This is a genomic window from Arthrobacter sorbitolis (assembly GCF_054510995.1).
Genome location: NZ_JBTNDM010000002.1, coordinates 647690 through 669931, shown reverse-complemented (window position 1 = coordinate 669931; position 22242 = coordinate 647690). Strand labels below are relative to the sequence as shown.

Annotated in this window: 18 protein-coding genes; 4 read left to right on the top strand and 14 right to left on the bottom strand. The window is 71.3% G+C overall.

Annotation, left to right across the window (positions count from 1 at the left end):
- Positions 1-6: 6 nt before the first annotated feature.
- Both tsaE and alr read right to left on the bottom strand, forming a co-directional pair.
- Positions 7-555, bottom strand: a complete 549-nt coding sequence (gene tsaE, locus ACX80K_RS07840; protein WP_459271268.1) for a tRNA (adenosine(37)-N6)-threonylcarbamoyltransferase complex ATPase subunit type 1 TsaE — start codon at positions 553-555, stop codon at positions 7-9.
- Positions 539-1702, bottom strand: coding sequence for an alanine racemase (gene alr, locus ACX80K_RS07835; RefSeq protein ID WP_459271267.1), 1164 nt, complete (start codon positions 1700-1702; stop codon positions 539-541). The genes tsaE and alr overlap by 17 nt, the downstream gene beginning before the upstream one ends.
- A gap of 74 nt (positions 1703-1776) precedes the next feature.
- On the opposite strand from alr, the gene ACX80K_RS07830 reads away from it, so the two are divergent.
- Entirely contained in the window at positions 1777-2355 is a 579-nt protein-coding gene (locus ACX80K_RS07830; RefSeq protein WP_459271266.1) for a GIY-YIG nuclease family protein, read from the top strand.
- Between the two features lie 62 nt (positions 2356-2417).
- Here ACX80K_RS07830 and ACX80K_RS07825 read toward each other — a convergent pair whose 3' ends face one another.
- The gene (locus tag ACX80K_RS07825) at positions 2418-3596 is read right to left on the bottom strand and encodes a PfkB family carbohydrate kinase (protein WP_459271265.1); all 1179 of its coding nucleotides are present in this window, start codon (positions 3594-3596) and stop codon (positions 2418-2420) included.
- A gap of 117 nt (positions 3597-3713) precedes the next feature.
- Here ACX80K_RS07825 and ACX80K_RS07820 point away from each other — a divergent pair, with 117 nt between their 5' ends.
- Positions 3714-5081 (top strand): 6-phospho-beta-glucosidase, encoded by a 1368-nt coding sequence (locus ACX80K_RS07820; protein ID WP_459271264.1) that lies wholly within the window; start codon positions 3714-3716, stop codon positions 5079-5081.
- Here the strand turns inward: ACX80K_RS07820 and ACX80K_RS07815 are convergent.
- The 10 genes from ACX80K_RS07815 to glmS all read right to left on the bottom strand — a co-directional run bounded on the left by ACX80K_RS07815 (position 5036) and on the right by glmS (position 19380).
- Positions 5036-5836, bottom strand: a complete 801-nt coding sequence (locus ACX80K_RS07815; RefSeq protein ID WP_459271263.1) for an HpcH/HpaI aldolase family protein — start codon at positions 5834-5836, stop codon at positions 5036-5038. The genes ACX80K_RS07820 and ACX80K_RS07815 overlap by 46 nt on opposite strands.
- 70 nt (positions 5837-5906) lie before the next feature.
- Positions 5907-6416: a GNAT family N-acetyltransferase gene (locus ACX80K_RS07810; RefSeq protein WP_459271262.1), complete on the bottom strand. Its 510-nt coding sequence runs from the start codon at positions 6414-6416 to the stop codon at positions 5907-5909.
- Positions 6416-7462 carry an L-glyceraldehyde 3-phosphate reductase gene (mgrA, locus tag ACX80K_RS07805; RefSeq protein ID WP_459271261.1) on the bottom strand — a complete coding sequence of 349 codons (1047 nt, stop codon included), beginning with the start codon at positions 7460-7462 and terminating at the stop codon, positions 6416-6418. Before mgrA ends, ACX80K_RS07810 begins: the two co-directional genes overlap by 1 nt.
- Before the next feature lie 128 nt (positions 7463-7590).
- Positions 7591-8793, bottom strand: coding sequence for a GGDEF domain-containing protein (locus ACX80K_RS07800; RefSeq protein WP_459271260.1), 1203 nt, complete (start codon positions 8791-8793; stop codon positions 7591-7593).
- A gap of 171 nt (positions 8794-8964) precedes the next feature.
- Entirely contained in the window at positions 8965-10719 is a 1755-nt protein-coding gene (gene treZ, locus ACX80K_RS07795) for a malto-oligosyltrehalose trehalohydrolase (protein ID WP_459271259.1), read from the bottom strand.
- Positions 10716-13031, bottom strand: a complete 2316-nt coding sequence (treY, locus tag ACX80K_RS07790; RefSeq protein ID WP_459271258.1) for a malto-oligosyltrehalose synthase — start codon at positions 13029-13031, stop codon at positions 10716-10718. The genes treZ and treY overlap by 4 nt, the downstream gene beginning before the upstream one ends.
- Positions 13032-13080: 49 nt before the next feature.
- Positions 13081-15267 (bottom strand): glycogen debranching protein GlgX, encoded by a 2187-nt coding sequence (gene glgX / locus ACX80K_RS07785; RefSeq protein ID WP_459271391.1) that lies wholly within the window; start codon positions 15265-15267, stop codon positions 13081-13083.
- 148 nt (positions 15268-15415) lie between these two features.
- Entirely contained in the window at positions 15416-16969 is a 1554-nt protein-coding gene (locus ACX80K_RS07780; protein WP_459271257.1) for an NAD(P)H-hydrate dehydratase, read from the bottom strand.
- 44 nt (positions 16970-17013) lie between these two features.
- A complete protein-coding gene (locus ACX80K_RS07775; RefSeq protein WP_104179269.1) occupies positions 17014-17385 on the bottom strand; it encodes a holo-ACP synthase in 372 nt (123 codons plus the stop codon).
- 54 nt (positions 17386-17439) lie between these two features.
- Positions 17440-19380, bottom strand: coding sequence for a glutamine--fructose-6-phosphate transaminase (isomerizing) (gene glmS / locus ACX80K_RS07770; RefSeq protein ID WP_459271256.1), 1941 nt, complete (start codon positions 19378-19380; stop codon positions 17440-17442).
- Between the two features lie 61 nt (positions 19381-19441).
- On the opposite strand from glmS, the gene coaA reads away from it, so the two are divergent.
- Together coaA and ACX80K_RS07760 are read left to right on the top strand one after the other, a co-directional pair.
- Positions 19442-20419, top strand: a complete 978-nt coding sequence (gene coaA / locus ACX80K_RS07765) for a type I pantothenate kinase (RefSeq protein WP_459271255.1) — start codon at positions 19442-19444, stop codon at positions 20417-20419.
- A 419-nt stretch (positions 20420-20838) separates the two neighbouring features.
- Positions 20839-21396 carry a M15 family metallopeptidase gene (locus ACX80K_RS07760; protein WP_459271254.1) on the top strand — a complete coding sequence of 186 codons (558 nt, stop codon included), beginning with the start codon at positions 20839-20841 and terminating at the stop codon, positions 21394-21396.
- Between the two features lie 46 nt (positions 21397-21442).
- On the opposite strand, the gene ACX80K_RS07755 is transcribed toward ACX80K_RS07760, so the two are convergent.
- The gene (locus tag ACX80K_RS07755; protein ID WP_459271253.1) at positions 21443-22195 is read right to left on the bottom strand and encodes an SDR family NAD(P)-dependent oxidoreductase; all 753 of its coding nucleotides are present in this window, start codon (positions 22193-22195) and stop codon (positions 21443-21445) included.
- Positions 22196-22242: the final 47 nt, after the last annotated feature.

Sequence of the window (22242 nt, the reverse complement as noted above, 5' to 3'; positions counted from 1 at the left end):
TCCAGCCTAGTCGAGCAGGAGCGCCGGCAGCCCTGCGCGCCAGCGCGGGCCGAAGCCTGCGAGGGTGACGGTGCGCACCTCGTCCTCGCCGTCGTCGTCGAACACCGTGACGAGGCCGCCGGTGGATCCTCCGGCGGGCGTACCGCCGAGGGGGCGGACGATGTCCACGTGCAGCCGGCTGTCGCTCAGATGCTCCACGCGTCCCGCTCCCCACTCGACGACGGTGACGTTGACGGCCATCGTGGCCTCGAGGTCGAGGTCGTCCACGGCCGCCGCGCTGTCCAGGCGGTAGGCGTCCACGTGGACGAGGCCGGGACCTCCGCCCGTGGAGACGTGCTGGCGGACGAGCACGAAGGTCGGTGAGATGATGCGGTCCTCGACCGCGAGGCCCCGCCCCAGCCCCTGCGTGAAGGTCGTCTTGCCGGCGCCCAGCTCACCGGTCAGGACCAGCAGGTCGGCGGGTCGCAGCAGCGGTGCGAGGGCGACGGCGAGCGCCTGCAGTTCTGCCGCCGACCCGACGTCGTAGGACGCCGTCCACTCAGGCGCCGTCGTCATCGCGCCCCTCCTGCAGCGCGCCGACGTACACGCGCTCCACGCGGTCCCCGATCCGGGTGACCACCTCGTAGTTGATCGTCTGCGCGGCGGCGGCCCAGTCCTCCACAGGGGGCGAGTCGGCGCCGCCGAAGAGCACCGCGCGCTTGCCGAGCGGACTCTCCGGCGAGTCGATCAGGCCCGTCGTCCCGAAGTCGATGACGAGCTGGTCCATCGCGATCCGTCCCACGACGGGGTAGATCCGGCCGCCGACGAGGACCGGGGCACCCGTGGCGATGCGCGGGACGCCGTCGCCGTAGCCCACGGGGATGAGCCCGAGCGTGGTCGGCTTCTGCGTGCGGTAGCCGTAGCCGTAGGAGACGCCCTGCCCGGCGGGCACCTCCTTGCAGTTCGAGACCGTGGTGCTGAAGGTCATCACGGGCCGCAGCCCGAGGTCGGCGGAGCCCTGGTCGGAGAAGGGCGAGAGCCCGTAGATCCCCAGGCCGACCCGCACGAGGTCGAAGTGGCAGTCGGGCCGGGAGAACGTCGCGGGAGTGTTGGCCAGGTGACGCACCTCCACGTCCACGCCGGCGTCCTCCGCGGCGGCGACGGCCTCGCGGAACGCCTGCACCTGGAGGTCGGTCTCGGGGCGTGTCGGCTCGTCGGCGACGGCGAGGTGGGAGAAGATCCCGACGACCCGGATCAGCCCCTCCTCCTGGTAGGCGACAGCACGGTCGAGCAGCGCCTTCCACTGGTCCGGGGGGCAGCCGTTGCGGCCGAGGCCCGTGTCGATCTTCAGGTGGACGATCGCGGGACGCTCCAGTTCGCGGGCCGCTGCCGTCACGCGCTCGAGCTCCCACCCGGAGATGCCGAGGTCGAGCCCGTGCTCGACACCCGCGGTGAAGTCGGTTCCGGCGGTGTGCAGCCAGGCGAGGATGGGCGCCTCGACGCCCGCCTTCCGGAGGGCGACCCCCTCGCCGATGTGCGCGACGCCGAGCCAGGCGGCGCCCGCCTCCAGCGCGGCGCGGGCGACGGGGAGTGCTCCGTGGCCGTAGGCGTTGGCCTTCACGACGGCCATCACCCGGGCGGGGTGGGCGATGTCGCGCAGGTGTCGGACGTTGTGCCGCAGGGCGTCGAGGTCGATCTCTGCAGCACGTTCGGAGGAAGTCACCCGCCCTATTCTGCCAGTTCGGGCGGCGGCACCCCGGGTTGATTCCCCGGGGCGGAGCGGGAACAATCGAAGGCGTGTTCGATCCCCCGCCCGTCGCTGCCGGGTGCGTCCTGCCCGACGGGACCGGGCAGGCCTGCGGCAGGCCCACGGACGGCGCCCCCTTCCCCCTGTGCCCCGCCCACGTGGCGCTCGTCTCCGAATGGTCGGACGCCGCCTGGGGCGTGACGGACCTGCTGCCGGCGCCCTGCCGGGCGTGCGGCTCGCGGATCGGCGTGCGGTACCCGTCCGGCTGGGCCTGCGCCGCCTGCGAGTGGCGCCTCGGTGACATCCTCGACGACGGGCTGCCGCCTCCGCGGATCGATGTCGTCTACTACCTCCGGTTCCGGGACCGCATCAAGATCGGCACGACGGCGAACCCGCGCAAGCGCCTGGCGCGCATCTGGCACGACGAGGTCCTGGCGTTCGAGCGCGGCGACCGGCTCGTCGAGCGGCGCCGGCACGACCAGTTCGCCGGACTGCGCCTCGACCGCTCCGAGTGGTTCGAGGCGGCGCCGGCCCTCGAGCAGCATGTCGGGCGGCTCGCCGCCGGCGTCGACGACCCCTGGGCCCTGTACTCACGCTGGCTCGGCGAGGCGGCCGCCCTGCGCGGGTGAGGGCGGGTGTAACCGGACAGGCCGAGCGGCCGGGGTGACCGGCCGGGGTGACCGTTCCGGGATCAGCGCGAACAGGTGTCGTCCTGGTCGGCGACCAGCTCCTCGCCGTCAGGCCTCACCGGGACCTCCAGGCGCCCCTCGGCCGGGCGCGACGGCGAGGCGTCGGACTGGCGGGCGATGGTCGCCGTCGCGCGGCGCAGGGCCTCGGTCGGGACGTCCGACACCAGGTCCTCGAGGAAGGCGTACCGGCGCAGCCACTGCCTCCGCACGCCGCCGCGCCCCGTGTTGACCCGATGCCACCAGTCGGCGATGTCGCCCCATCCCGGGGCGGCCAGCGACCCTCCGACATGCTGGACGGAGAGCGAGGCGCAGAGGTTCGCGAACCGGAGGCGGTCGGCGAGCGGGAAACCCGCGAGGTCGCCCATGACGAACGCCGCCCCGAAGCAGTCCCCGGCGCCCGTCGGATCGTACGCGGCGACGGGCAGGGCCGGCACCCACTCCTCCTCCCCCGTCTCCGCGTCGATGGCGATGGCCCCCTGCTGGCCGACCGTCACGACGGCGACGGGCACGCGGTCCGCGAGTGAGTACAGGGCGGCCCAGGGGTCGTCGGTCCGCGTGTACGCCATGGCTTCGGCGGCGTTGGGCATGAACGCGTGGAAATGCTCGAGCGATGCCAGGGTCTCGGGTGCCCACTCCCCTGCCGCGTCCCAGCCGACGTCACCGAACAGCTTGGTTCCGGCGGCGGCCGCGGCCCGGGCCCATGGCTCCACCTCGCGCTCCAGGCTCACGATGGCGGCCCGGCACGACGGCGGCGTGCCGATCAGTTCGGTGGCCCGCAGCGGTGAGGGGTGGCCGTGCGTGATCATCGAGCGGTCCTGGTGCACCGAGAGGGACACCGTGACCGGCGAGTGCCACCGTCCGAACACGCGCGAGCGCGACAGGTCGACGTGCTCCTGGTCCTGCAGCACGTCCCAGTTGAACTGGCCGTACCCGTCATCGCCGAATGCTGCGGCGAGGGTCGTGCGGAGCCCGAGCCTGCTGGCGGCGATCGCCTGGTTCGCGATCCCGCCCGGCCCGGATCCCATGCCCTCGGTCCACACCTCGGTACCCGGGGACGGCAGTTGCTCGAGGCCGGTGAAGATGATGTCGAAGAACACCTGCCCGGCGAGCAGGAGGTCGAACTCGGGTCCGTCCGGGCTGCGCGTGGCCGCCAGCGGATCGAAGCGGTGCTGTTGGACCATGTACGGCAGAATATCCCCCAGGCGCCGGTCGCGGGGCGACCGGCGGCCCGTAGGCCCCGATTCGAGCCCCGACAGCAGCAGCCTGACGACACCCCATCCACGGAAGCGGGACGAGCCTTGCCCGAGACGGCCGGAACCGGCGCACGCCTCGTCATCGTCGGCGGCGGTGGCTTCCGCGTGCCGCTCGTCCACCGCGCGCTCGCGGACGGCCCGTTCGCGGGGCTCGTCTCCGACGTCGTCCTGCTCGACGCCCGGCCCGAGCGGGCGCACGCCATCGCCCGGGTCCTCGAAGCCCTGCCGCCGTCCGGCGGCCCGCGTCCGTCCGTCCACGTGGAGGACCGCCTCGAGGACGCGCTCCGGGGTGCCGACATCGTCTTCGCCGCAGTACGCAGTGGCGGGACGCAGGGCCGCGTCCTCGACGAGCGCGTGGCACTGGACGCCGGGCTGCTCGGGCAGGAGACCGTCGGCGCCGGCGGGATCTCCTATGCGCTCCGCTCCATCCCCGCCATGATGCGCCTGGCCCGGGCGATGCGCGCCGTCGCGCCGGACGCCTGGCTCATCAACTTCACGAACCCCGCCGGGATGGTCACCGAGGCGCTCTCGGCGGTCCTGGGCGACCGGGTCGTCGGGATCTGCGACTCGGCCTCGGGCCTCGTGACCCGCGCGGCCCGCGCGGCAGGCGCGGACCTGCGGGGCGGGCTCGCCGGCGTGGACTACGTGGGCCTGAACCACCTGGGCTGGCTCCGCAGGCTCGACGACGGCGGAACGGACCGTCTCCCCGGGCTGCTCGCCGATCCGGTGCGCCTCGCCGGTTTCGAGGAGGGCCGGCTCTTCGGACCGGACCTCCCCCGGGTCCTCGGCGCCCTGCCCAACGAGTACCTGTTCTACTACTACTTCCACCGCGAGGCGCTCCGCTCCATCCGGGGTGCGGACCGGACCCGCGGGGAGATCCTGCACGACCAGCAGCGCGACCTCTACCCGCGCCTCCTCGCCGCCGACGATCCCCTCGGGGTGTGGGAGGACGCGCGGCGCGAGCGGGAATCAGGGTACCTCGCCGAGGCCCGCACGGGGGACGAGGAACGCGACGAGGCGGACCTCGCCGGAGGCGGGTACGAGCGCGTGGCCCTGCAGGTCATGCGGGCGCTGCTCACGGGGCAGCCTGCCGAGCTGATCCTCAACGTGCGCAACGGACGGACGTTCCCCGGGCTGCCGGAGGACGCCGTCGTCGAGGTGCCGTCCGTCGTGGACGCGACGGGGGCGCACCCCCTGCCGGCGGCGCCCCTGACCCCGCACCAGCTCGGGCTCATGGCGGCCGTGAAGGCCGTCGAGCAGGACACCATCCGTGCGGCGGTGCACGGAGACCGCGACGCCGCCCTCCGGGCCATCGCCGGGCATCCGCTGGTGGACTCGTTCCACGCCGCGGGCACAGCGCTCGCCGGTTACGAGGCGGCGTTCCCCGCGCTGAGGGAGTCCTGGGCCGGCTGATCCCGGTCGCCGGGCATCCGCCGACGCATCTCCTCCACCCCCAGGGACACCAGGGCCGCATCCGTGGTCGCGGCGATCCACTGGAAGCCCGCAGCAGCGAGGAGCACGGCCCGCTCGGGCGTACCGGCGTAGGCGCCGGCGCGGATACCGGCCAGGGTGCAGGCGTGGAGGATCCGTGCGAGGGGGCCCTCCCCGCCCGCGTGCGCCGCCAGGAGGTCGTCGACGTGCAGGCCTAGCGCGAGCGAGAGGTCGAACGGGCCCACGAAGATCATGTCGACGCCGGGGACCGCGGCGATCGCCTCGACGGCGTCCAGTGCGGCAGCGGTCTCGATCATCACGGCGCACAGTGGCACGGGGTGCGTGCCGCCGTCGGAGCCGGGGCCGGTCACCGGGCGGCTGCCGGGCAGCGGCCCCCAGCTGCGCGCACCGTGGGGAGGGTAGTGGCTGGCGGCCACCGCGGCCTCGGCGTCGGCCACGCTGTCGACGAGGGGGACGACGACGCCGTCCGCTCCCGCGTCGAGCGCGCGGCCGATCAGTGCGGCATCGTTCGCCGCCACCCGGACGAGCATCGGGACCGCGGGCGTCGGCCGCGGGGCCATCGTATCCCGCAGGGCGCGATCGTCGAAGTGACCGTGCTGTGCGTCGAGGCCGACCCAGTCGACGCCCGACCTCGCGATCTCGGCTGTCAGGCGGGGTTCGCCGAGGGTGGCCCAGGTGCCGAGGAGCGGTGGGGGGACGGGCGTCGTGGCAGTCATGGTCCCATTGTGGCCCGCGGCGGGCGCCGTCGCCCTGCGGTCCCCGCGTCGCGGCCGGGCCGGCACTCCGCTACAGGAGGCGGTGCATGATGTGGAGGCCTGTCGGTCCGGCCGACGGGTGCAGGAACGCTCCGGGGACGGTCCCCACGATCGCGAAACCGAGTGAGGCCCAGAGGGCGACCGCGCGTTCGTTCGTCTGGACGACGGCGTTGAACTGCATGGCGGCGTAGCCGGCGGCTCGTGCTTGGTCGAGCACGTGGCCGGCGAGGGCACGGCCCACCCCGCGCCCCCCGGCGTCGGCCGCCACGAGGAAGGAGGCGTTCGCGACGTGCGCCCCGTTGCCACCCCGGTTGGCATGCAGCTGTGCGGTGCCCAGCACGCGGCCGGTCTCGTCGTCCACGGCCACGAGGACGACGAGCGTCGGATCGGGTCCGGTCGGGCCGGGGAACCACTCGAGCCGGCCGGCCTCCTCGTCCATCGAGGTGTCCCAGCAGTAGGTCTCGCCTGCTCTCGCAACCGGTTCCATGATGGTCCAGAGGGCGGGCCAGTCCTCCGGCGTCGCCTCCCGGAACCGCAGCATCAGGCCTTGAGGGCGTTGGCCCAGAGGTTGATGTCGGATTCGACGGCGAATTCGTCGATGCTGGTCAGTTCCTCGGCGGTGAAGTCCAGGCGCTCGACGGCGGTGAGGCTGTCCTCGAGCTGGCCCACACTGGAGGCCCCGATCAGCGCCGACGTCACACCGGTGCCCTTGGACTGGTCCCGGAGCACCCACGCGATCGCCAGCTGCGCCAGCGACTGGCCCCGGCCCTCGGCGATCCTGTTCAGGCCCCGGATCCTCTCCAGGTTCTCCCCGCTCAGCTGCCCCCGATCCAACGACTTACCCGCCGCGGCCCGCGAATCCTCCGGGACCCCGCCCAGATACCTGTCCGTCAGCAGGCCCTGCGCCAGCGGGGAGAACGCGATCGACCCGGCCCCGACCTGCTCCAGGGCCTCGAACAGGTTCGGGTCCCCGTTCTCCGTCCACCGGTTCAGCATCGAGTACGACGGCTGATGGATCAGCAACGGCGTCCCCAACTCCGCCAGGATCGCCGCCGCCTCCAGGGTCCGCTCCGGCGAGTACGAGGAGATCCCCGCGTACAGGGCACGGCCCGACCGGACCGCGGTGTCCAGGGCCCCCATCGTCTCCTCCAACGGGGTCTCCGGGTCCGGGCGGTGGCTGTAGAAGATGTCCACGTAGTCCAGGCCCATCCGGGCCAGCGACTGATCCAGGCTCGCCAGCAGGTACTTCCGCGACCCGAAGTTCCCGTATGGGCCCGGCCACATGTCGTACCCGGCCTTCGTGGAGATCACCAGCTCGTCCCGGAACGGCCGGAAATCATCCTTCAGGTGCCGGCCGAAGTTCGTCTCCGCACTCCCGTACGGGGGACCGTAATTGTTGGCCAGATCGAAATGCGTCACCCCGAGGTCGAACGCCCGCCGGAGGATCGCCCGCTGCGTGTCGAATGCCTTGTCATCACCGAAGTTGTGCCACAGTCCCAACGACACCGCCGGCAGCAGCAACCCACTCGCCCCCACCCGCCGATACGGCATCGAAGCATAACGGTCATCAGCAGGGGAGAAAGTCATGCCCTCATCCTAGGGGAGCGTCCTCGCTCCGGCCGGGCATCCGGGCCGTCGGTGGCCGATTGCTCCGGCACGTGCTCCTCGCGCCTGCTCCGGGCCCCTCACCACACGCAGGGCGATGGCCGGACGGATCACATGCCGCGCGATCCGACGGACGGTCCGGGTGAGGACCCCCGCCCCTCCATCGTCGGGCCGATGGCCCGGACCGACTTGTCCCGGCCGCCGGCCTTCGCCGCGTACAGGGCACGGTCGGCGGCGGCGATGGCGGCGTCGAGATCGTAGCCCGTCGACTCGATCGCGGCGATGCCGTAACTGACCGTCGGCATCTCGAACCCACCAGGGGTCGAATGGCCGCGCAGGGCCATGCTCACGTCCCGGGTGATGTCCTCGCTCCTGGAGATCGTGGCACCGGGCAGCAGGAAGATGAACTCCTCGCCTCCGTACCGCCCGACGAGGTCGGTGGACCGGACCGTCTCGGTGCACGCCTCCGCGAACGCCTTCAGGACGGTGTCGCCCGCAGCGTGGCCGTGCGTGTCGTTGACGGACTTGAAGAAGTCGAGGTCCGCGAGGATCAGCGTTCCCGGGCGATCCATCCGTGCCAGGCGGTCGGTGTGCGTGGTGGCGAGGTCGAGGAAGCCCGAGCGGTTGAGCAGTCCGGTCAGCGCGTCCCGGTCGGCGCGGGCCCGGAGGTCGGTGGCGATCTGCTCGGCGCTCAGCGCTGCCGCACTGAAGGACACGACGACGAGCAGGAGCATGGTGATGAGCGTGGTGATGCCGGAGCCGAAGTAGGTGGTGAAGATCCTCCCGTCCGGGCCCTCGACGACGAACACGAGACACCGTGCCAGGTAGAGGATCGCGAGGAACCCGGAGGAGACGGCCAGGGGTGCCTGCACCTTGCTGTAGCTGCTCGGCAGCCGCCAGAGCTCCCACGACGCGAGGCCGATGGTGAGGGACATCATGCCGAGGAAGACGGGGCCGCCGGACCAGGTGTTGGTGGCCGGGCTGTCGAGCGCTGACGCGAACAGCGTGAGCAGCGGTGCCGCCGACAGCTGGAGCCATGCGGGCTTGCTGGTGCGCAGGGTGCGGGCGCCCGCCCAGACGCTCACCGTCCCCAGAACGAGCAGGGTGTTGCCGAGCGGGTTGGCCCACACCTGGTGCGCGGTCCCGTCGAGCAGGAAGCTGAAGGACCCCGTGAAGAAGAAGGCGACGGCCGCGCACCACCAGGCGCTGTAGGCCGAGCGCGTCTGCCGGAACGACACGGTGTAGAACAGCACGAAGAGCGTGACGGCGATGGCCCCGAACGCTATCCGCAGGGTGGTCGTGTCCAGGGTCATGTGTTCCTGCCGCCTTCCGAGTACCGGGTCCTGCACCTGGCGGCATCGGCCCCCGCCGCGGGCGGGCCCCGATGCGGCTCAGGGAAGAGTGTCCCGCCCAGTATGACCGGGGGCACCGACGGTCCGGTTCCCTCCGGGGCCGTCCTGTCGGAACCCTTGGACAGTCCTGACCTACGCGACGCCCGGGCGGAGGACGAGCGACGCGTGGGGCGGGAGCTGTACCGCCTCGGCGAGTAGCCCGACGCCGTCGACGGTGGAGAGCAGGACCTCCGCCTCCGCGCCCTGGACGGGCACGGTCGCCATGCCGTCGCCCAGGTTCAGGATGACGTCGATGCCGCCCCGGTGGAGGACGATCCAGCGGCTCTCCTCGTCGAAGTCGACCGAGATGCTGCCGAAGTCGGCCTCGCGCAGCTCGGGGTGCGCGCGGCGCAGGCGGATGAGGTCGCGGTAGATGGTCAGCAGCTCGGCGTGGTGGCCCTGCTCGATCTCGGACCAGTCGAGCTTGGCGGACGCGAACGTCTCCGGGTCCTGCGGGTTGGGGACGTCCTCCGGGCGCCATCCCATGCGCTCGAACTCCCTCAGCCGCCCCTCGGCCGTGGCCTTGCCGAGTTCCGGCTCCGGGTGGGAGGTGAAGAACGGCCAGGGTGTCGAGGCCCCGTACTCCTCGCCCATGAAGAGCATCGGGGTGAACGGGCTCAGGATGTTGAGGACGGCGGCCTGCGCGAGCTGTGCGGGGTTCAGGGTGGCGCTGATGCGGTCGCCCGCGGCGCGGTTGCCGATCTGGTCGTGGTTCTGCGTCGCGACGACGAGCTGGAGCGGCGACACGCGGGAAGGGTCGATCTCGCGGCCGTGGTGGCGTTCCCGGAACGACGAGTAGGTGCCGTCGTGGAAGAACCCCTTCTCGAGGACCTTCGCCAGCGCGCCCACGGAGTCGAAGTCGAGGTAGTAGCCCTCGGTCTCGCCCGTGAGGTTGACGTGCACCGCGTGGTGGAAGTCGTCGCTCCACTGCCCTGCGAGGCCGTATCCCCCGACGTCGCGGCCCTGCACGAGACGCGGGTTGTTGAGGTCGGACTCGGCGATGAGGAACAGCGGCTTGCCGAGCTCCTCGGCCCACTCGTCGGTCCGCGCGGCGAACTCCTCGAGGATGTGGACGGCGCGCTCGTCGTGGAGGGCGTGCACGGCATCGAGCCGGAGCCCGTCCACGTGGTAGTCCCGGAACCACTGGGCCACGTTGTCGAGGACGTACTTCCGCACCTCGTCCGACTGCGGGCCGTCGAGGTTCAGGGAGTCACCCCAGGTGTTGGACATGCCCTCGGTGAGGTACGGGCCGAAGAGTCCGAGGTAGTTCCCGCTCGGGCCCAGGTGGTTGTGCACGACGTCCTGGATGACGCCGAGGCCCTTCTGGTGGGCGGCGTCGACGAAGCGCTGGTAGGCCGCGGGACCGCCGTAGGTCTCCTGGACCGCATACCAGAGGACGCCGTCGTAGCCCCAGTTGTGGGTGCCGTTGAAGGCGTTCACGGGCAGCAGCTCCACGTACTGGACGCCGAGGTCCACGAGGTGGTCGAGCTTGCCGATCGCGGCGTCGAGCGTCCCCTCGGGCGTGAAGGTGCCGAGGTGCATCTCGTAGATGACCCCGCCGTCGAGGCCGGGCGACTGCCACGATGCGTCCTGCCACTCGTGGGCCGCGGGATCGAAGGTGTGCGAGAGGCCGTGCACGCCCTCGGGCTGGCGGCGCGACCGCGGGTCGGGGACGGGCGTCTCGGAGCCGTTGACGAGGTACCCGTAGGACACGTCCGACGACGACGGCAGGTCACCAGCCGGGTGCCACCAGCCGCCCTCGCCCTGCGTCATCGGGTGGCGGACGCCGTCGGCGACGAGGGTCAGGGTCTCGGCGCGGGGCGCCCAGACGTCGAAGATGGAACTCATGCTGCGTCCTCCTGGACGAGTAGGGCTGCGGGGAAGGTCGAGAAGAGGTCTGCTGCACGCACCGTGCCTCCGCTGACCGCGGTGCCGGTGAGGGCGCAGGTGTAGCTGCCGGCGGGGATCTCCAGGGTGGTGTCACCCCATCCGCCGCGGTCCGCGAGTCCCTGGGGCAGACGCGTGATGAGCGTGACCGCGCCTCCGCGGTCGAACCCGAAGACGTGGTCCGCGGCCTCGCCGGATGCTGCGACGGCGGTGTACCCGGTGAAGAGCTCGGGGCGGTCGCGGCGCAGTTTGAGGGCGCGCGAGACGACGAGCAGCTTGGCGTGCGCGTCCGCACCGACCTGGGGCAGTGCGCCGAAGTTCAGGTCGGTGAGCACCTTCCGGCGTGCCTCGTAGTCCACCTCGCGGCGGTTGTCGGGGTCCACCAGCGAGGTGTCCCAGAACTCTGTGCCCTGGTACACGTCCGGGACTCCCGGCATGGTCAGCTGGAGCAGTTTGAGGCCGATCGAGTTGGACCAGCCGGCCGCCTGGATGCGCTCCACGAAGGCGGAGAGGACGCCGGCGACGGCATCGTCGTCGAACGCGGCATCCACGGCCGCGTGCATGCCCTGTTCGAAGTCCTCGTCGGGTGCGGTCCAGTGGGTGCTGAGGTCGGCCTCGCGCGACGCCTTCTCGGCGTAGGCGTGGGCGCGTTCCCTGCTCAGCGGCCAGGCGCCGATGAGCGACTGCCAGAGCAGCGGCGCGAAGGTCGGATCCTTGATCGGTGCGAGCTCCTCGAGCTGGGCGAGGACCGCGGTCCACTCGTCGGCGACCTCGGAGATGACCGAGATCCGCGTACGGGTGTCCTCGCTGCGCTTGGTGTCGTGCGTGCTGAGCGTCGTCATGGCCAGCGGGCTGTCCGTCTCGCGCTGGAGCAGGCGGCGGTGCAGTTCGAGCGGGTCGATGGCGAAGATGCCCGGATCCGCGCCGACCTCGTTCAGGGACACGAGCCGTGAGTACCGGTAGAACGCGGTGTCCTCGACGCCCTTCGCCATGACCATCCCGGACGTCTGCTGGAACCTCCGGGCGAGTTCGGTCAGTTCGCCGGAGCCCCCGTCGAGGAACGGGTCGAGGAGCGGGTGGAGCGCGGTGATGGTGTCCGCGAGGTCCGGGCGGCGCACCTGGGCGTCCCGCACGGCCTCGGCGAGGTACTCGGCACCGCCCGGCAGGTAGCTGCGGTAGACGGGGAAGCAGGTCAGCAGCTCGGCGATGGCGTCCGCCGCGGCGTCGGCGCCGAGTGCGGCGTCGGTCGGGACGAGCCGCGCCAGTCGCAGCACCTCGGAGCGCAGGATGCCGTCCGCGATGGCGCGCTTGGTGCCGTGGATCATCTCGTGGAACGGGTCCACGGGCACGGAGGCGGTGAGCGCGTGCTCTCCTGCCGGGTCGGTGAAGAGCCGGTCGATGTCCGCGAGCGCGTCATAGCCGGTGGTCCCCTCGGTGGCCCAGTCCCCGGGGAGCTTCTCCCCCGGCTCGAGGATCTTCTCGACGAGCACAAACGCCCCGCCGGTCAGGGCACGGAGGTCGTCGAGGTAGCCCTTCGGGTCGGCGAGACCGTCGGGGTGGTCGATGCGGAGGCCGTCCACGAGGCCCTCGTCGAACCACCGCTTCACCTCGCTGTGGCTCTCCTCGAACACCCAGGGGACTTCGACGCGCAGGCCCGCGAGGGTGTTGACGCCGAAGAAGCGCCGGTAGTTCAGTTCGCTGTCGGCACGCCGCCAGTTCACGAGCTCGTAGTGCTGGCGGCCATGCACCTCTGCACCCGTGTCACCGGGGTGGGCGGTCCCCTCGGCGATCGGGTACCGGTTGTCGTAGTAGTGCAGCTCGCCGTCGACGACCGCGAGCTGGTCCAGCTCGTCGTCGCCGTCACCGAGCACGGGGATGCGGAGACGTCCGCCGTTCGCGTCCCAGTCGACGTCGAACGCCTCCGCCATCCGGGAGGCGCGCCCTTCCTCGAGGAGCTGCCACCACCAGGCGTTGTCGGAGGGCGTCTCGATGCCCATGTGGTTCGGGACGATGTCGACGAGCACACCCATGCCCGCCGACCGGGGGGCCTCGTGGGGGACAGCGAGCCCGCCGGGACCACCGCGGTCGGGGTCGACCGCGGTGGGGTCGGTCACGTCGTAGCCGTGGCCGGATCCCTTCTCGGCCGTCAGGATCGGTGACAGGTACACCCAGTCCGCCCCGAGGTCGTGCAGGTACGGCACGAGGGCCGCGGCCCGATGCAGGTCGAACTCGTTGCGGATCTGCAGCCGGTAGGTGGATCTGGGTGTCAACACGGGGTCCTCCTGGGACGTCGACGGAGCGGGTGGGCCTGTACGGGTGGTGCTAGGGGGTGCCGGTCTTGGCGGTGACCTCGTTGGCGAGGATGGCCAGGGACGCCGCGACCGAGTGGTCCAGGTCCTCGACCTCGGAGTGCGCCCGCAGGACGACCATGGACTTGCCCTCGATGGCGATGGTCGCGCCGGCCGGGATCGCCTCGCTGTCGGCGTACTTGCCGGCGGTGTCGATCACCTCGTCCCAGGACGTGCCGTACTCGTCGGACGGGATCGTGAAGTCCACGGCGTCGTCGTGTGCGTTGAAGTACAGCAGGAAGTTGGCGTCCACGATCCGCTGGCCGCGCGCGTCCCGGCCCTGGATGCCCTGGCCGTTGAGGAAGACCCCGATCGAGCGGCCGAAGCCGCTGTCCCAGTCCTCGGGGGCCATGAGCTCGCCGGTGGTGTCGAGCCACACGATGTCCGGCAGCGCCTCGCCCTCGCCGCGTCGGACGGGGCGGCCGTCGAAGAACCGGCGACGGCGGAACGTGGGGTGCTCGGACCGGAGGCGGTTCACGGCCGCGGTGAATTCGAGCAGCGGCTGGTCCATCTTGTCCCAGTGCACCCAGCTGATCTCGGAGTCCTGGCAGTAGGTGTTGTTGTTGCCGTCCTGGGTCCGGCCGAGCTCGTCGCCGTGCAGCAGCATCGGCACGCCCTGCGAGAGCAGGAGGGTGGCGATGAAGTTGCGCTGCTGCCGGACGCGGATCGCGAGCACCTCGGGATCGTCGGTGGGGCCCTCGACCCCGCCGTTCCAGGAGCGGTTGTGCGATTCGCCGTCGTTGTTGTCCTCGCCGTTGGCCTCGTTGTGCTTCTCGTTGTAGGACACGAGGTCCCGGAGGGTGAAGCCGTCGTGGGCGGTGACGAAGTTGATCGACGCGACGGGACGGCGCATGGAGTGCTCGTACAGGTCCGCGGAGCCGGTGAGGCGTGAGGCGAACTCGCCGATGCTGGAGGGCTCCCCGCGCCAGAAGTCGCGGACCGTGTCGCGGTACTTGCCGTTCCACTCGGTCCACTGGGGCGGGAAGTTGCCCACCTGGTAACCGCCGGGTCCGACGTCCCACGGCTCGGCGATGAGCTTCACCTGCGAGACGATCGGGTCCTGCTGGACGAGTTCGAAGAAGGCCGAGAGCCGGTCCACCTCGTAGAACTCGCGGGCCAGGGCGGAGGCGAGGTCGAACCGGAAGCCGTCGACGTGCATCTCGGTGACCCAGTAGCGCAGCGAGTCCATGAGCAGCTGCAGGGAGTGCGGGTTGCCGACGTTGAGCGAGTTGCCGGTGCCCGTGGTGTCCATGTAGTACTGCTTGTCGTCCTCCACCAGGCGGTAGTAGGACGCGTTGTCGATACCGCGCATCGAGATGGTGGGGCCCATGTGGTTGCCCTCGGCCGTGTGGTTGTACACCACGTCGAGGATGACCTCGATGCCGGCGAGGTGGAGTTCGCGCACCATGGCCTTGAACTCCTGGACCTGCTCGCCCTGGTCACCGGTGGAGGTGTACTGGTTGTGCGGCGCGAAGAAGCCGATGGTGTTGTAGCCCCAGTAGTTCGAGAGGCCCTTGTCCTGGAGCGTGCTGTCGTTGACGAACTGGTGCACGGGCATGAGCTCGATCGCGGTGACGCCGAGCTTCTGGAGGTGCGCGATGACGGACGGGTGGGCGATGCCGGCGTAGGTGCCGCGCTGCTCCTCGGGGATGTCCGGGTGCAGCTGCGTCAGGCCCTTGACGTGCGCCTCGTAGATGACGGACTGGTGGTAGGGCGTGCGCGGCATGCGGTCGCCGTCCCAGTTGAAGAACGGGTTGACGACGACGCCGAGCATCATGTGCGCGGCGGAGTCCTCGTTGTTGACCGAGTGCTCGTCGCCGAAGTTGTAGCCGAACAGCGCCTGGTCCCAGTCGAGGTCGCCGGAGATGGCCTTCGCGTACGGGTCCAGGAGGAGCTTGTTGGGGTTGCAGCGGTGCCCCTCGGCCGGGTTGTTGGGGCCGTGGACCCGGTAGCCGTACTTCTGTCCGGGCGTCACCTGCGGGAGGTAGCCGTGCCAGACGTAGCCGTCGACCTCCTTGAGCTCGATGCAGGTCTCGGTGCCGTCATCGTCGAAGAGGCAGAGGACGACGAGGTCCGCGACCTCGCTGTAGAGCGCGAAGTTCGTCCCCGTGCCGTCGTAGGTTGCTCCCAGGGGATACGCATCGCCGGGCCATAGTTCCATCAGTTGGTTCTCCTTGGTGTTCTCTTCCGTGGGCGCCTTCAGGGCGGCCAGGGTGGTGCTCATCGGCTGCGGGGTCCTGGTGCCCCGGCCGCTTCATCCATACATAGCGCATTCAGCTGTCGCTGCGGTTAATTACGTCGACTACCCCTCACGTCACGGGACGACGCTCGTCGATCAGTTCCGCGACCACGGCACCGATGTCCGCGGGTAGCGCGGAGACGACGACGGGCCCGCGGAGGGCGGCGCGCCGGCCGGCCCTCCCGTGGATCAGTGCTCCCGCTGCGGCGATGGCCGCCCACAGGTCCTCCCCGGCGACCCCGACGCGCGCGGCGGCGCCGTCGTCGTCGGCCAGTGTCGCGGCCAGCGCCCCGATGATCCCGGAGAGCGTGTCCCCTGCTCCCGCCGTGGCGAGCCAGGGTGTTCCGTCGGCCTGGACGAACAGCGTCCCGGAGGGGGCCGCGACGACGGTCGTGTACCCCTTGAGGAGTACGGTGGCGCCGGTCAGCTCGGCTGCCCGCAGCGCGAACCGCGCGGGCTCCGCCTCGATCTCCGGCCGTCCGACGTCGAGTCCGCGGGCGGCGAGCAGCTCCCGCAGTTCGCCCGCGTGCGGTGTGAGGACCACCTGGGGCCCCACACGCTCGGGGACCTCGGCGAGCGCACCGGCATCGACGACGACGGGAAGGCCGGACCCCAGGGCGTCGACGGCGCGACGCCGCTGGTCGTCGTCGTCCACCGCTCCGGGACCCACCACCCACGCCTGGGACCGCGCCTCCGCGACGGATCCGGTGGCGGCGACCGCCTCCGGACTCCGCGCGTGGATGAGCGCGGCGACGGCGGCCGGCCCGGCGTAGCGCACCATGCCGACGCCGGTCGCGAGGGCGGCACCGACGGCGAGGACGGCCGCTCCGGGGTAGCGCGCGGATCCGGCGGCGACGCCGAGGACCCCGCGGGAGTACTTGTGGTCGTGGGCGCCGGGGAGCCGCAGGAGCGCGGCGGCATCGGCCCCGAGCAGGCTGCGGGCCGCGGGCGTGAACGGGGAGAGGTCGAGGCCGATGTCCACGAGGTTGAGCTCTCCGGCCGCCACGGCGCCGTCGCCGATCAGCAGCCCCGGTTTCGCGGCGCCGAAGGTGACGGTGGCATCGGCCTGGAGCACGGGGCCCTCGACGAGCCCGGAGTCCACGCCGATGCCGCTCGGCAGGTCGCAGGCGACGACGAGCGTGCCGCGGCGGCCACGGGGACCGGCCGCGTCGTCGAAGGCCCGCGCGAAGGCGGCGGACGTGCCCCGCAGGCCCCCGCTCGCGCCTGTCCCGAGGATCCCGTCGATGAGGACGTCCGCGGAGGCGGCGTGCGCCGCGAGTCCGGGGAGGGAGGCGTCGTCGAGCAGGACGCTCGAGCCGCCGGCGGCGGTGAAGGCCTCGAGGGAGGCTTCGTGTACCCGGTCGGACGTGAGGACGGCGGTGACGGCGACGCCCCGGCGCAGCAGCCGCTCCCCCGCGTACAGCGCATCCGCGCCGTTGTTGCCGCTGCCGGCCAGCACCACGGCGGTGGCTCCGTACGTGCCGCGCCCGGCATCCCGCAGCAGGCCGAGGACGACGCCGAACAGCCCGTGGGCGGCCCTCTGCATCAGGGCATGCCCCTGCCCGGCGTCGATGAAGGGGGCCTCCGCAGCGCGGACGTCACCCCCGGAAAAGGCAAAGAGCATATGATCGAGCTTAGCGGTAAGCCAGCCGATAATCAGTACGGTTACTATTTTGCGCTCGCCGGGATCCGGCCCTCCGCGACCACCATCGCGGTGGCGAGCCCGCCGTCGTGGCTGATGGACAGATGCCACGTCTCGACCCCGCGGGCCCGTGCCGCATCCGCGACCGTCCCGTCGACGACGACGGACGGCGCTCCGGCGGCGTCCACCTCGATGGTGCAGTGCTGCCAGTTCATGCCCACGGGAGCCCCGATGGCCTTGGCGATGGCCTCCTTGGCGGCGAAGCGCGCGGCCAGGGACCGGGTGTTGAGGTGGCGTTCCGAGGGGACGAACAGCCGCTCCACGAGGGCGGGGGTCCGCTCGAGCTGCTGGCGGAAGCGCTCGATGTCCACGACGTCGACGCCGATCCCGACGATCACGCCGCCGCCCTGCACGGTGCCGCCGCGTCGCGGCGCGGCGGCACCCGGAGGGGACTACTCAACCGTGACCGACTTCGCCAGGTTGCGGGGCTGGTCCACGTCGTAGCCCTTGGCACTGGCGAGGGCCAGCGCGAAGATCTGCAGCGGCACCGTGGTCAGCAGGGGTGCGAGGAGTGTCGGCGACGCGGGGACGTAGAACACGTGCTCCGAGTAGGCCTCCACGGAGGTGTCGCCCTCCTCGGCGATGACGATCGTCACGGCGCCGCGGGCACGGATCTCCTGGACGTTCGAGACGACCTTGGAGTGCAGCGAGTTGCGGGCGCTCGGCGACGGCATCACGACCACGACGGGCTGGCCCTCCTCGATCAGCGCGATGGGGCCGTGCTTCAGCTCACCGGCGGCGAAGCCCTCCGCGTGGATGTAGGCGAGCTCCTTGAGCTTGAGCGCACCCTCCATGGCGACGGGGAAGCCGACGTGCCGACCGAGGTAGAGCACCGACTTGGCGTTGGACATGGCGGCGCCGAGCTGCTTGATCTTGTCGGCGTCGTCGAGGATCGACTGGATCTTCGCGGGGATGGTGGAGAGATCGGCCAGCACGTCCGCGATCTCGTCGCGGTACTTGTTGCCGCGCAGCTGCGCGAGGTAGAGGCCCAGCAGGTAGGCGGCGGTGATCTGCGCGAGGAACGCCTTCGTGGAGGCCACGGCGATCTCGGGACCGGCGTGCGTGTACAGCACGGCGTCCGATTCGCGCGGGATTGTGGACCCGTTGGTGTTGCAGATCGCCACGACCTTGGCGCCCTGCTCGCGGGCGTACCGGACGGCCATGAGCGTGTCCATGGTCTCGCCCGACTGCGAGATGGCGACGACGAGCGTCTTCTCGTTCACGATCGGGTCCCGGTAGCGGAACTCGTGGGACAGCTCCACCTCGGTGGGGATGCGGCACCAGTGCTCGATCGCGTACTTGGCCACCTGCCCGGCATAGGCGGAGGTGCCGCAGGCGAGCACGACGATCTTGTCGACGGAGCGCAGGATCGCCTCGTCGATGCGCAGCTCGTCGAGCACGAGGTTGCCCGCGACGTCGGAGCGCCCGAGGAGGGTCTGGCCCACCGCGTCCGGCTGGTCGTGGATCTCCTTCTCCATGAAGGACTCGAAGCCGCCCTTCTCGGCGGCGGCGGCGTCCCAGCTGACGTGGAACTCGGTGCCCTCGGCGGGGGCACCGAAGAAGTCGGTGATGGCGACCTCGTCGGGCGTGATCGTGACGATCTGGTCCTGGCCGAGTTCCACGGCACGCCGCGTGAAGTCGATGAAGCCCGAGACGTCGGAGCCGAGGAAGTTCTCGCCGTCGCCGAGGCCGACGACGAGCGGGGAGTTGCGGCGGCCCGCGACGACGACGCCGGGCTGGTCCTGGTGGATGGCGAGGAGGGTGAAGGCGCCCTCGAGGCGCTGGCAGGCCTGCTGCAGGGCGAGCGTGAGGAGGTCGCCCTCGGCCCCGCTGTCCACGAGGCCGCGGTAGAGGTAGCCCACGAGCCCGGCGGCGACCTCGGTGTCGGTGTCGGAGATGAAGTCGAGGCCCTCGCCCGTCAGCTCGGCCTTCAGCTCGGCGTAGTTCTCGATGATGCCGTTGTGGATCAGGGCGAGCCTGCCGCCGTCGGCCAGGTGCGGGTGCGCGTTCTGGTCCGTGGGCCCGCCGTGCGTCGCCCAGCGGGTGTGGCCGATCCCGGTCAGCGAGCGCGGCAGCGGGTCGGCGGCCAGCTCACCGATGAGGTTGGTCAGCTTGCCGGCCTTCTTCCGTGACTCGATGCCCGCCGGGGTGATCACGGCGACGCCCGCGGAATCGTACCCGCGGTACTCGAGGCGGCGAAGGCCCTCCATGACGACGTCGAGCGCGCCATGGCGCGCTTCGGACGATTCCTGATCGAACGCCGGGGCGACTGAGTCAAGCGCCGACGATCCCTGGCCGTGGTCCCGGCCTACATACCCCACAATTCCGCACATGCCCCCTAGAGTACCGGTGGCTGCGTTTGTTAATGCGCAGGGCACCGGGCAGAATCATCGGGTGAGTGAAGCGAGCACGGGTACGCAGCAGGCCACCAGTGCCGAATCCTTCACACCGTTCGTCGAGCTCGACCGCCAGATGTGGTCCCGCCTGTCGCACGAGATCGAGAGCCCCCTGAACGTCGAGGACGTCCAGCGCCTCCGCGGACTCGGCGATGCGCTGAACCTCGACGAGGTGCGCGAGGTGTACCTCCCCCTCTCCCGCCTGCTGAACCTCTACACCGCCGCGGCGGGGCAGCTCCACGCGGCGACCAACACGTTCCTCGGCGAGACGACCACCAGGACACCGTTCGTGATCGGCGTCGCCGGCTCGGTGGCGGTGGGCAAGTCGACGACGGCGAGGGTGCTCCGCGAGCTGCTGCGGCGCTGGCCCGACACCCCGGATGTGGAACTCATCACCACCGACGGGTTCCTCTACCCCAACGCCGAACTCCACCGCCGCGGACTCATGCAGCGCAAGGGTTTCCCGGAGTCGTACGACCGCCGCCGCCTGCTCCGTTTCGTGAGCGAGGTCAAGAGCGGGGCGGCCGAGGTCCGCGCGCCGGCGTACTCGCACCTCACCTACGACATCGTGCCCGGCCGGGAGATCGTGGTGCGCCGCCCGGACGTGCTGATCGTCGAGGGCCTCAACGTCCTGGCGCCCGCCCGGCCGAGGACCGACGGCATCACGGGGCTGGCGGTGAGCGATTTCTTCGATTTCTCCATCTTCGTGGACGCGAAGACCGCGCATATCGAGCAGTGGTACATCGACCGCTTCCAGTCCCTGCGCTCGAGTGCCTTCGCCGATCCCGAGTCCTACTTCCACCGCTATGCGGGCCTCAGCGACGAGGAGGCACAGCGGACCGCCAGGGGCATCTGGGAACGCATCAACGAGCCCAACCTCGTGACCAACGTGCTGCCCACCCGCGGCCGTGCCCAGCTGGTCCTGACGAAGGATGCCGACCACTCCGTGCGTCGCATGCTGCTCCGGAAGACCTGACCGTGCGCGTCCGGGGGTTCGCGGCGGTGATGTTCCTCGCAGTGCTGCTTCCCGCCTGCTCCGCCCCCGGACCGGCAGCGACACCGCCCACCGCCGTCGCACCGTCGTCGGGTTCATCCCCCGCCGGTGACCCGTCGGCCCCCGTTCCGGTCTCCCCCGGGCCGCCTGCCGGGCCGTCTGCCGGGCCTTCCTCGTCGCCTGCTCCTTCCTCGTCGCCTGCTCCTGCTCCTTCCCCTTCCCCTTCCCCTGCTCCTGCCGGCGACGCCACGCAGGGTGCGCTCCCGGCCCCGGTACAGCGTGATCCCGCACCTGCTGCCACGACCTCCGGTGCGGCGGCCGGCCCGACCGCGACGCCCTCTGCCCCCTCGCCTCCCCCTGCAGCCGGCCTCCATGGCGATCCGGGCGCCGTCGACGTCGTCGTGAACAAGCGCCGCCCCCTCGTGCCCCTGGACTTCGCACCCACGGACCTGCGGCAGCCCGCCGTCGCGACGGCCACGGAGAACGCCCTCCTGCGCTCCGACGTCGCCGCGGCGGTGGAGGGGATGTTCGCGGCGGCAGCGGAGGACGGCGTCGCGCTGACACTCATCAGCGGCTACCGTTCCTTCGCCGTCCAGGAGTCGACGTACGCCTCCTGGGTCGCACAGTACGGTGACGCTGCGGGCGCCGACACGGTGTCGGCCCGCCCCGGCTATTCGGAGCACCAGACGGGGCTGGCGTTCGACATCGGGCAGGCGGACGGCGCCTGCACCCTGGTCCTCTGCTTCCGGGACACCCCCGCCGCCCAGTGGGCCGCGACGCACGCCGCCGACCACGGCTTCATCCTCCGTTATCCGCTGGGCTACCACGAGGTCACGGGCTTCTCCGCCGAGTCGTGGCACTTCCGGTACGTGGGCAGGGACGTCTCGCTCGCCATGAGGGCGGCGGGCACCAGGACGCTCGAGGAGTACTTCGGCCTGCCCGCGGCGCCCTCCTACTGACCCCTGCCGACCTCTCCTGATCTCCTACCGACCTCCTGCCGACCTCCTACCGACCTCCACCGCCGGGCAGGGCCACTCCTGTCTCCTCGGCCAGCACCCGGAGCAGATCGTCCTGGAACCCGTTGTCGTGTACGGCGTCGTGCGGCTCGCGGCGCCTCCGGTGGTACCAGTACCCGCCGCTCGCCAGGGCCTCCGGGTCGTCGCTCGTCGCCAGCCACACCTGCGTCCGGTGACCGAGGTCCAGGTCGTCGGGCGCGTTCGGACCGCCCATCCGCGTAGGGACCCAGCCGGGATCGACGGCCGCGGCCAGCAGGTCGGGGCGCACCCGGGCCAGCGCTGCGACGAAAGCCGTGACGAAGAGCTTGCTGTCGCTGTAGGACCCGGGCACGTCACCGCGCCAGTCCACTCCCTCGAGCGCCGGACGCCCGCCGTAGTGCGAGCCACTGCTGAGGTAGACATGGCGTCGCGGAGCGTCGAGCAGGGCCGTGAGCAGGTACGGCGCGATCACGTTCACGGGCATCACGGCGTCGCCGCTCCAGACGCCGGCATTGTGGATCACGGCGTCCAGCGGCTCCGCGCTGTTCAGGTTGGCAGCGATACGTGCCACGGCGTCCCGATCCTCGAGATCCCCCACGACCAGCCCGGCACCCCGCGACGTCAGGGAGGCGAGACCTGCGGCACGGTCCTCGGTGCGCGCGTGCACCACGACGCCGTGGCCCTGCTCCAGGAGCGTCTCCGCCGCGGCCAGGCCGAGGCCCTCGGCCGACCCCGTGACCAGCACCCTCATGATCGTGCCCATCCATGAAACCGTGAGTCCGTTGCGTGCATCGTCCGCCTCCGTCGTCG

Coding starts and splice junctions, on each gene's coding strand:
- tsaE (WP_459271268.1), bottom strand. CDS start 555: ATGACGACGGCGCCTGAGTGGACGGCGTCCTACGACGTCGGGTCGGCG.
- ACX80K_RS07825 (WP_459271265.1), bottom strand. CDS start 3,596: ATGGTCCAACAGCACCGCTTCGATCCGCTGGCGGCCACGCGCAGCCCG.
- ACX80K_RS07815 (WP_459271263.1), bottom strand. CDS start 5,836: ATGACTGCCACGACGCCCGTCCCCCCACCGCTCCTCGGCACCTGGGCC.
- ACX80K_RS07810 (WP_459271262.1), bottom strand. CDS start 6,416: ATGCTGCGGTTCCGGGAGGCGACGCCGGAGGACTGGCCCGCCCTCTGG.
- mgrA (WP_459271261.1), bottom strand. CDS start 7,462: ATGACTTTCTCCCCTGCTGATGACCGTTATGCTTCGATGCCGTATCGG.
- ACX80K_RS07800 (WP_459271260.1), bottom strand. CDS start 8,793: ATGACCCTGGACACGACCACCCTGCGGATAGCGTTCGGGGCCATCGCC.
- treZ (WP_459271259.1), bottom strand. CDS start 10,719: ATGAGTTCCATCTTCGACGTCTGGGCGCCCCGCGCCGAGACCCTGACC.
- glgX (WP_459271391.1), bottom strand. CDS start 15,267: ATGGAACTATGGCCCGGCGATGCGTATCCCCTGGGAGCAACCTACGAC.
- ACX80K_RS07780 (WP_459271257.1), bottom strand. CDS start 16,969: ATGCTCTTTGCCTTTTCCGGGGGTGACGTCCGCGCTGCGGAGGCCCCC.
- glmS (WP_459271256.1), bottom strand. CDS start 19,380: ATGTGCGGAATTGTGGGGTATGTAGGCCGGGACCACGGCCAGGGATCG.
- ACX80K_RS07755 (WP_459271253.1), bottom strand. CDS start 22,195: ATGGGCACGATCATGAGGGTGCTGGTCACGGGGTCGGCCGAGGGCCTC.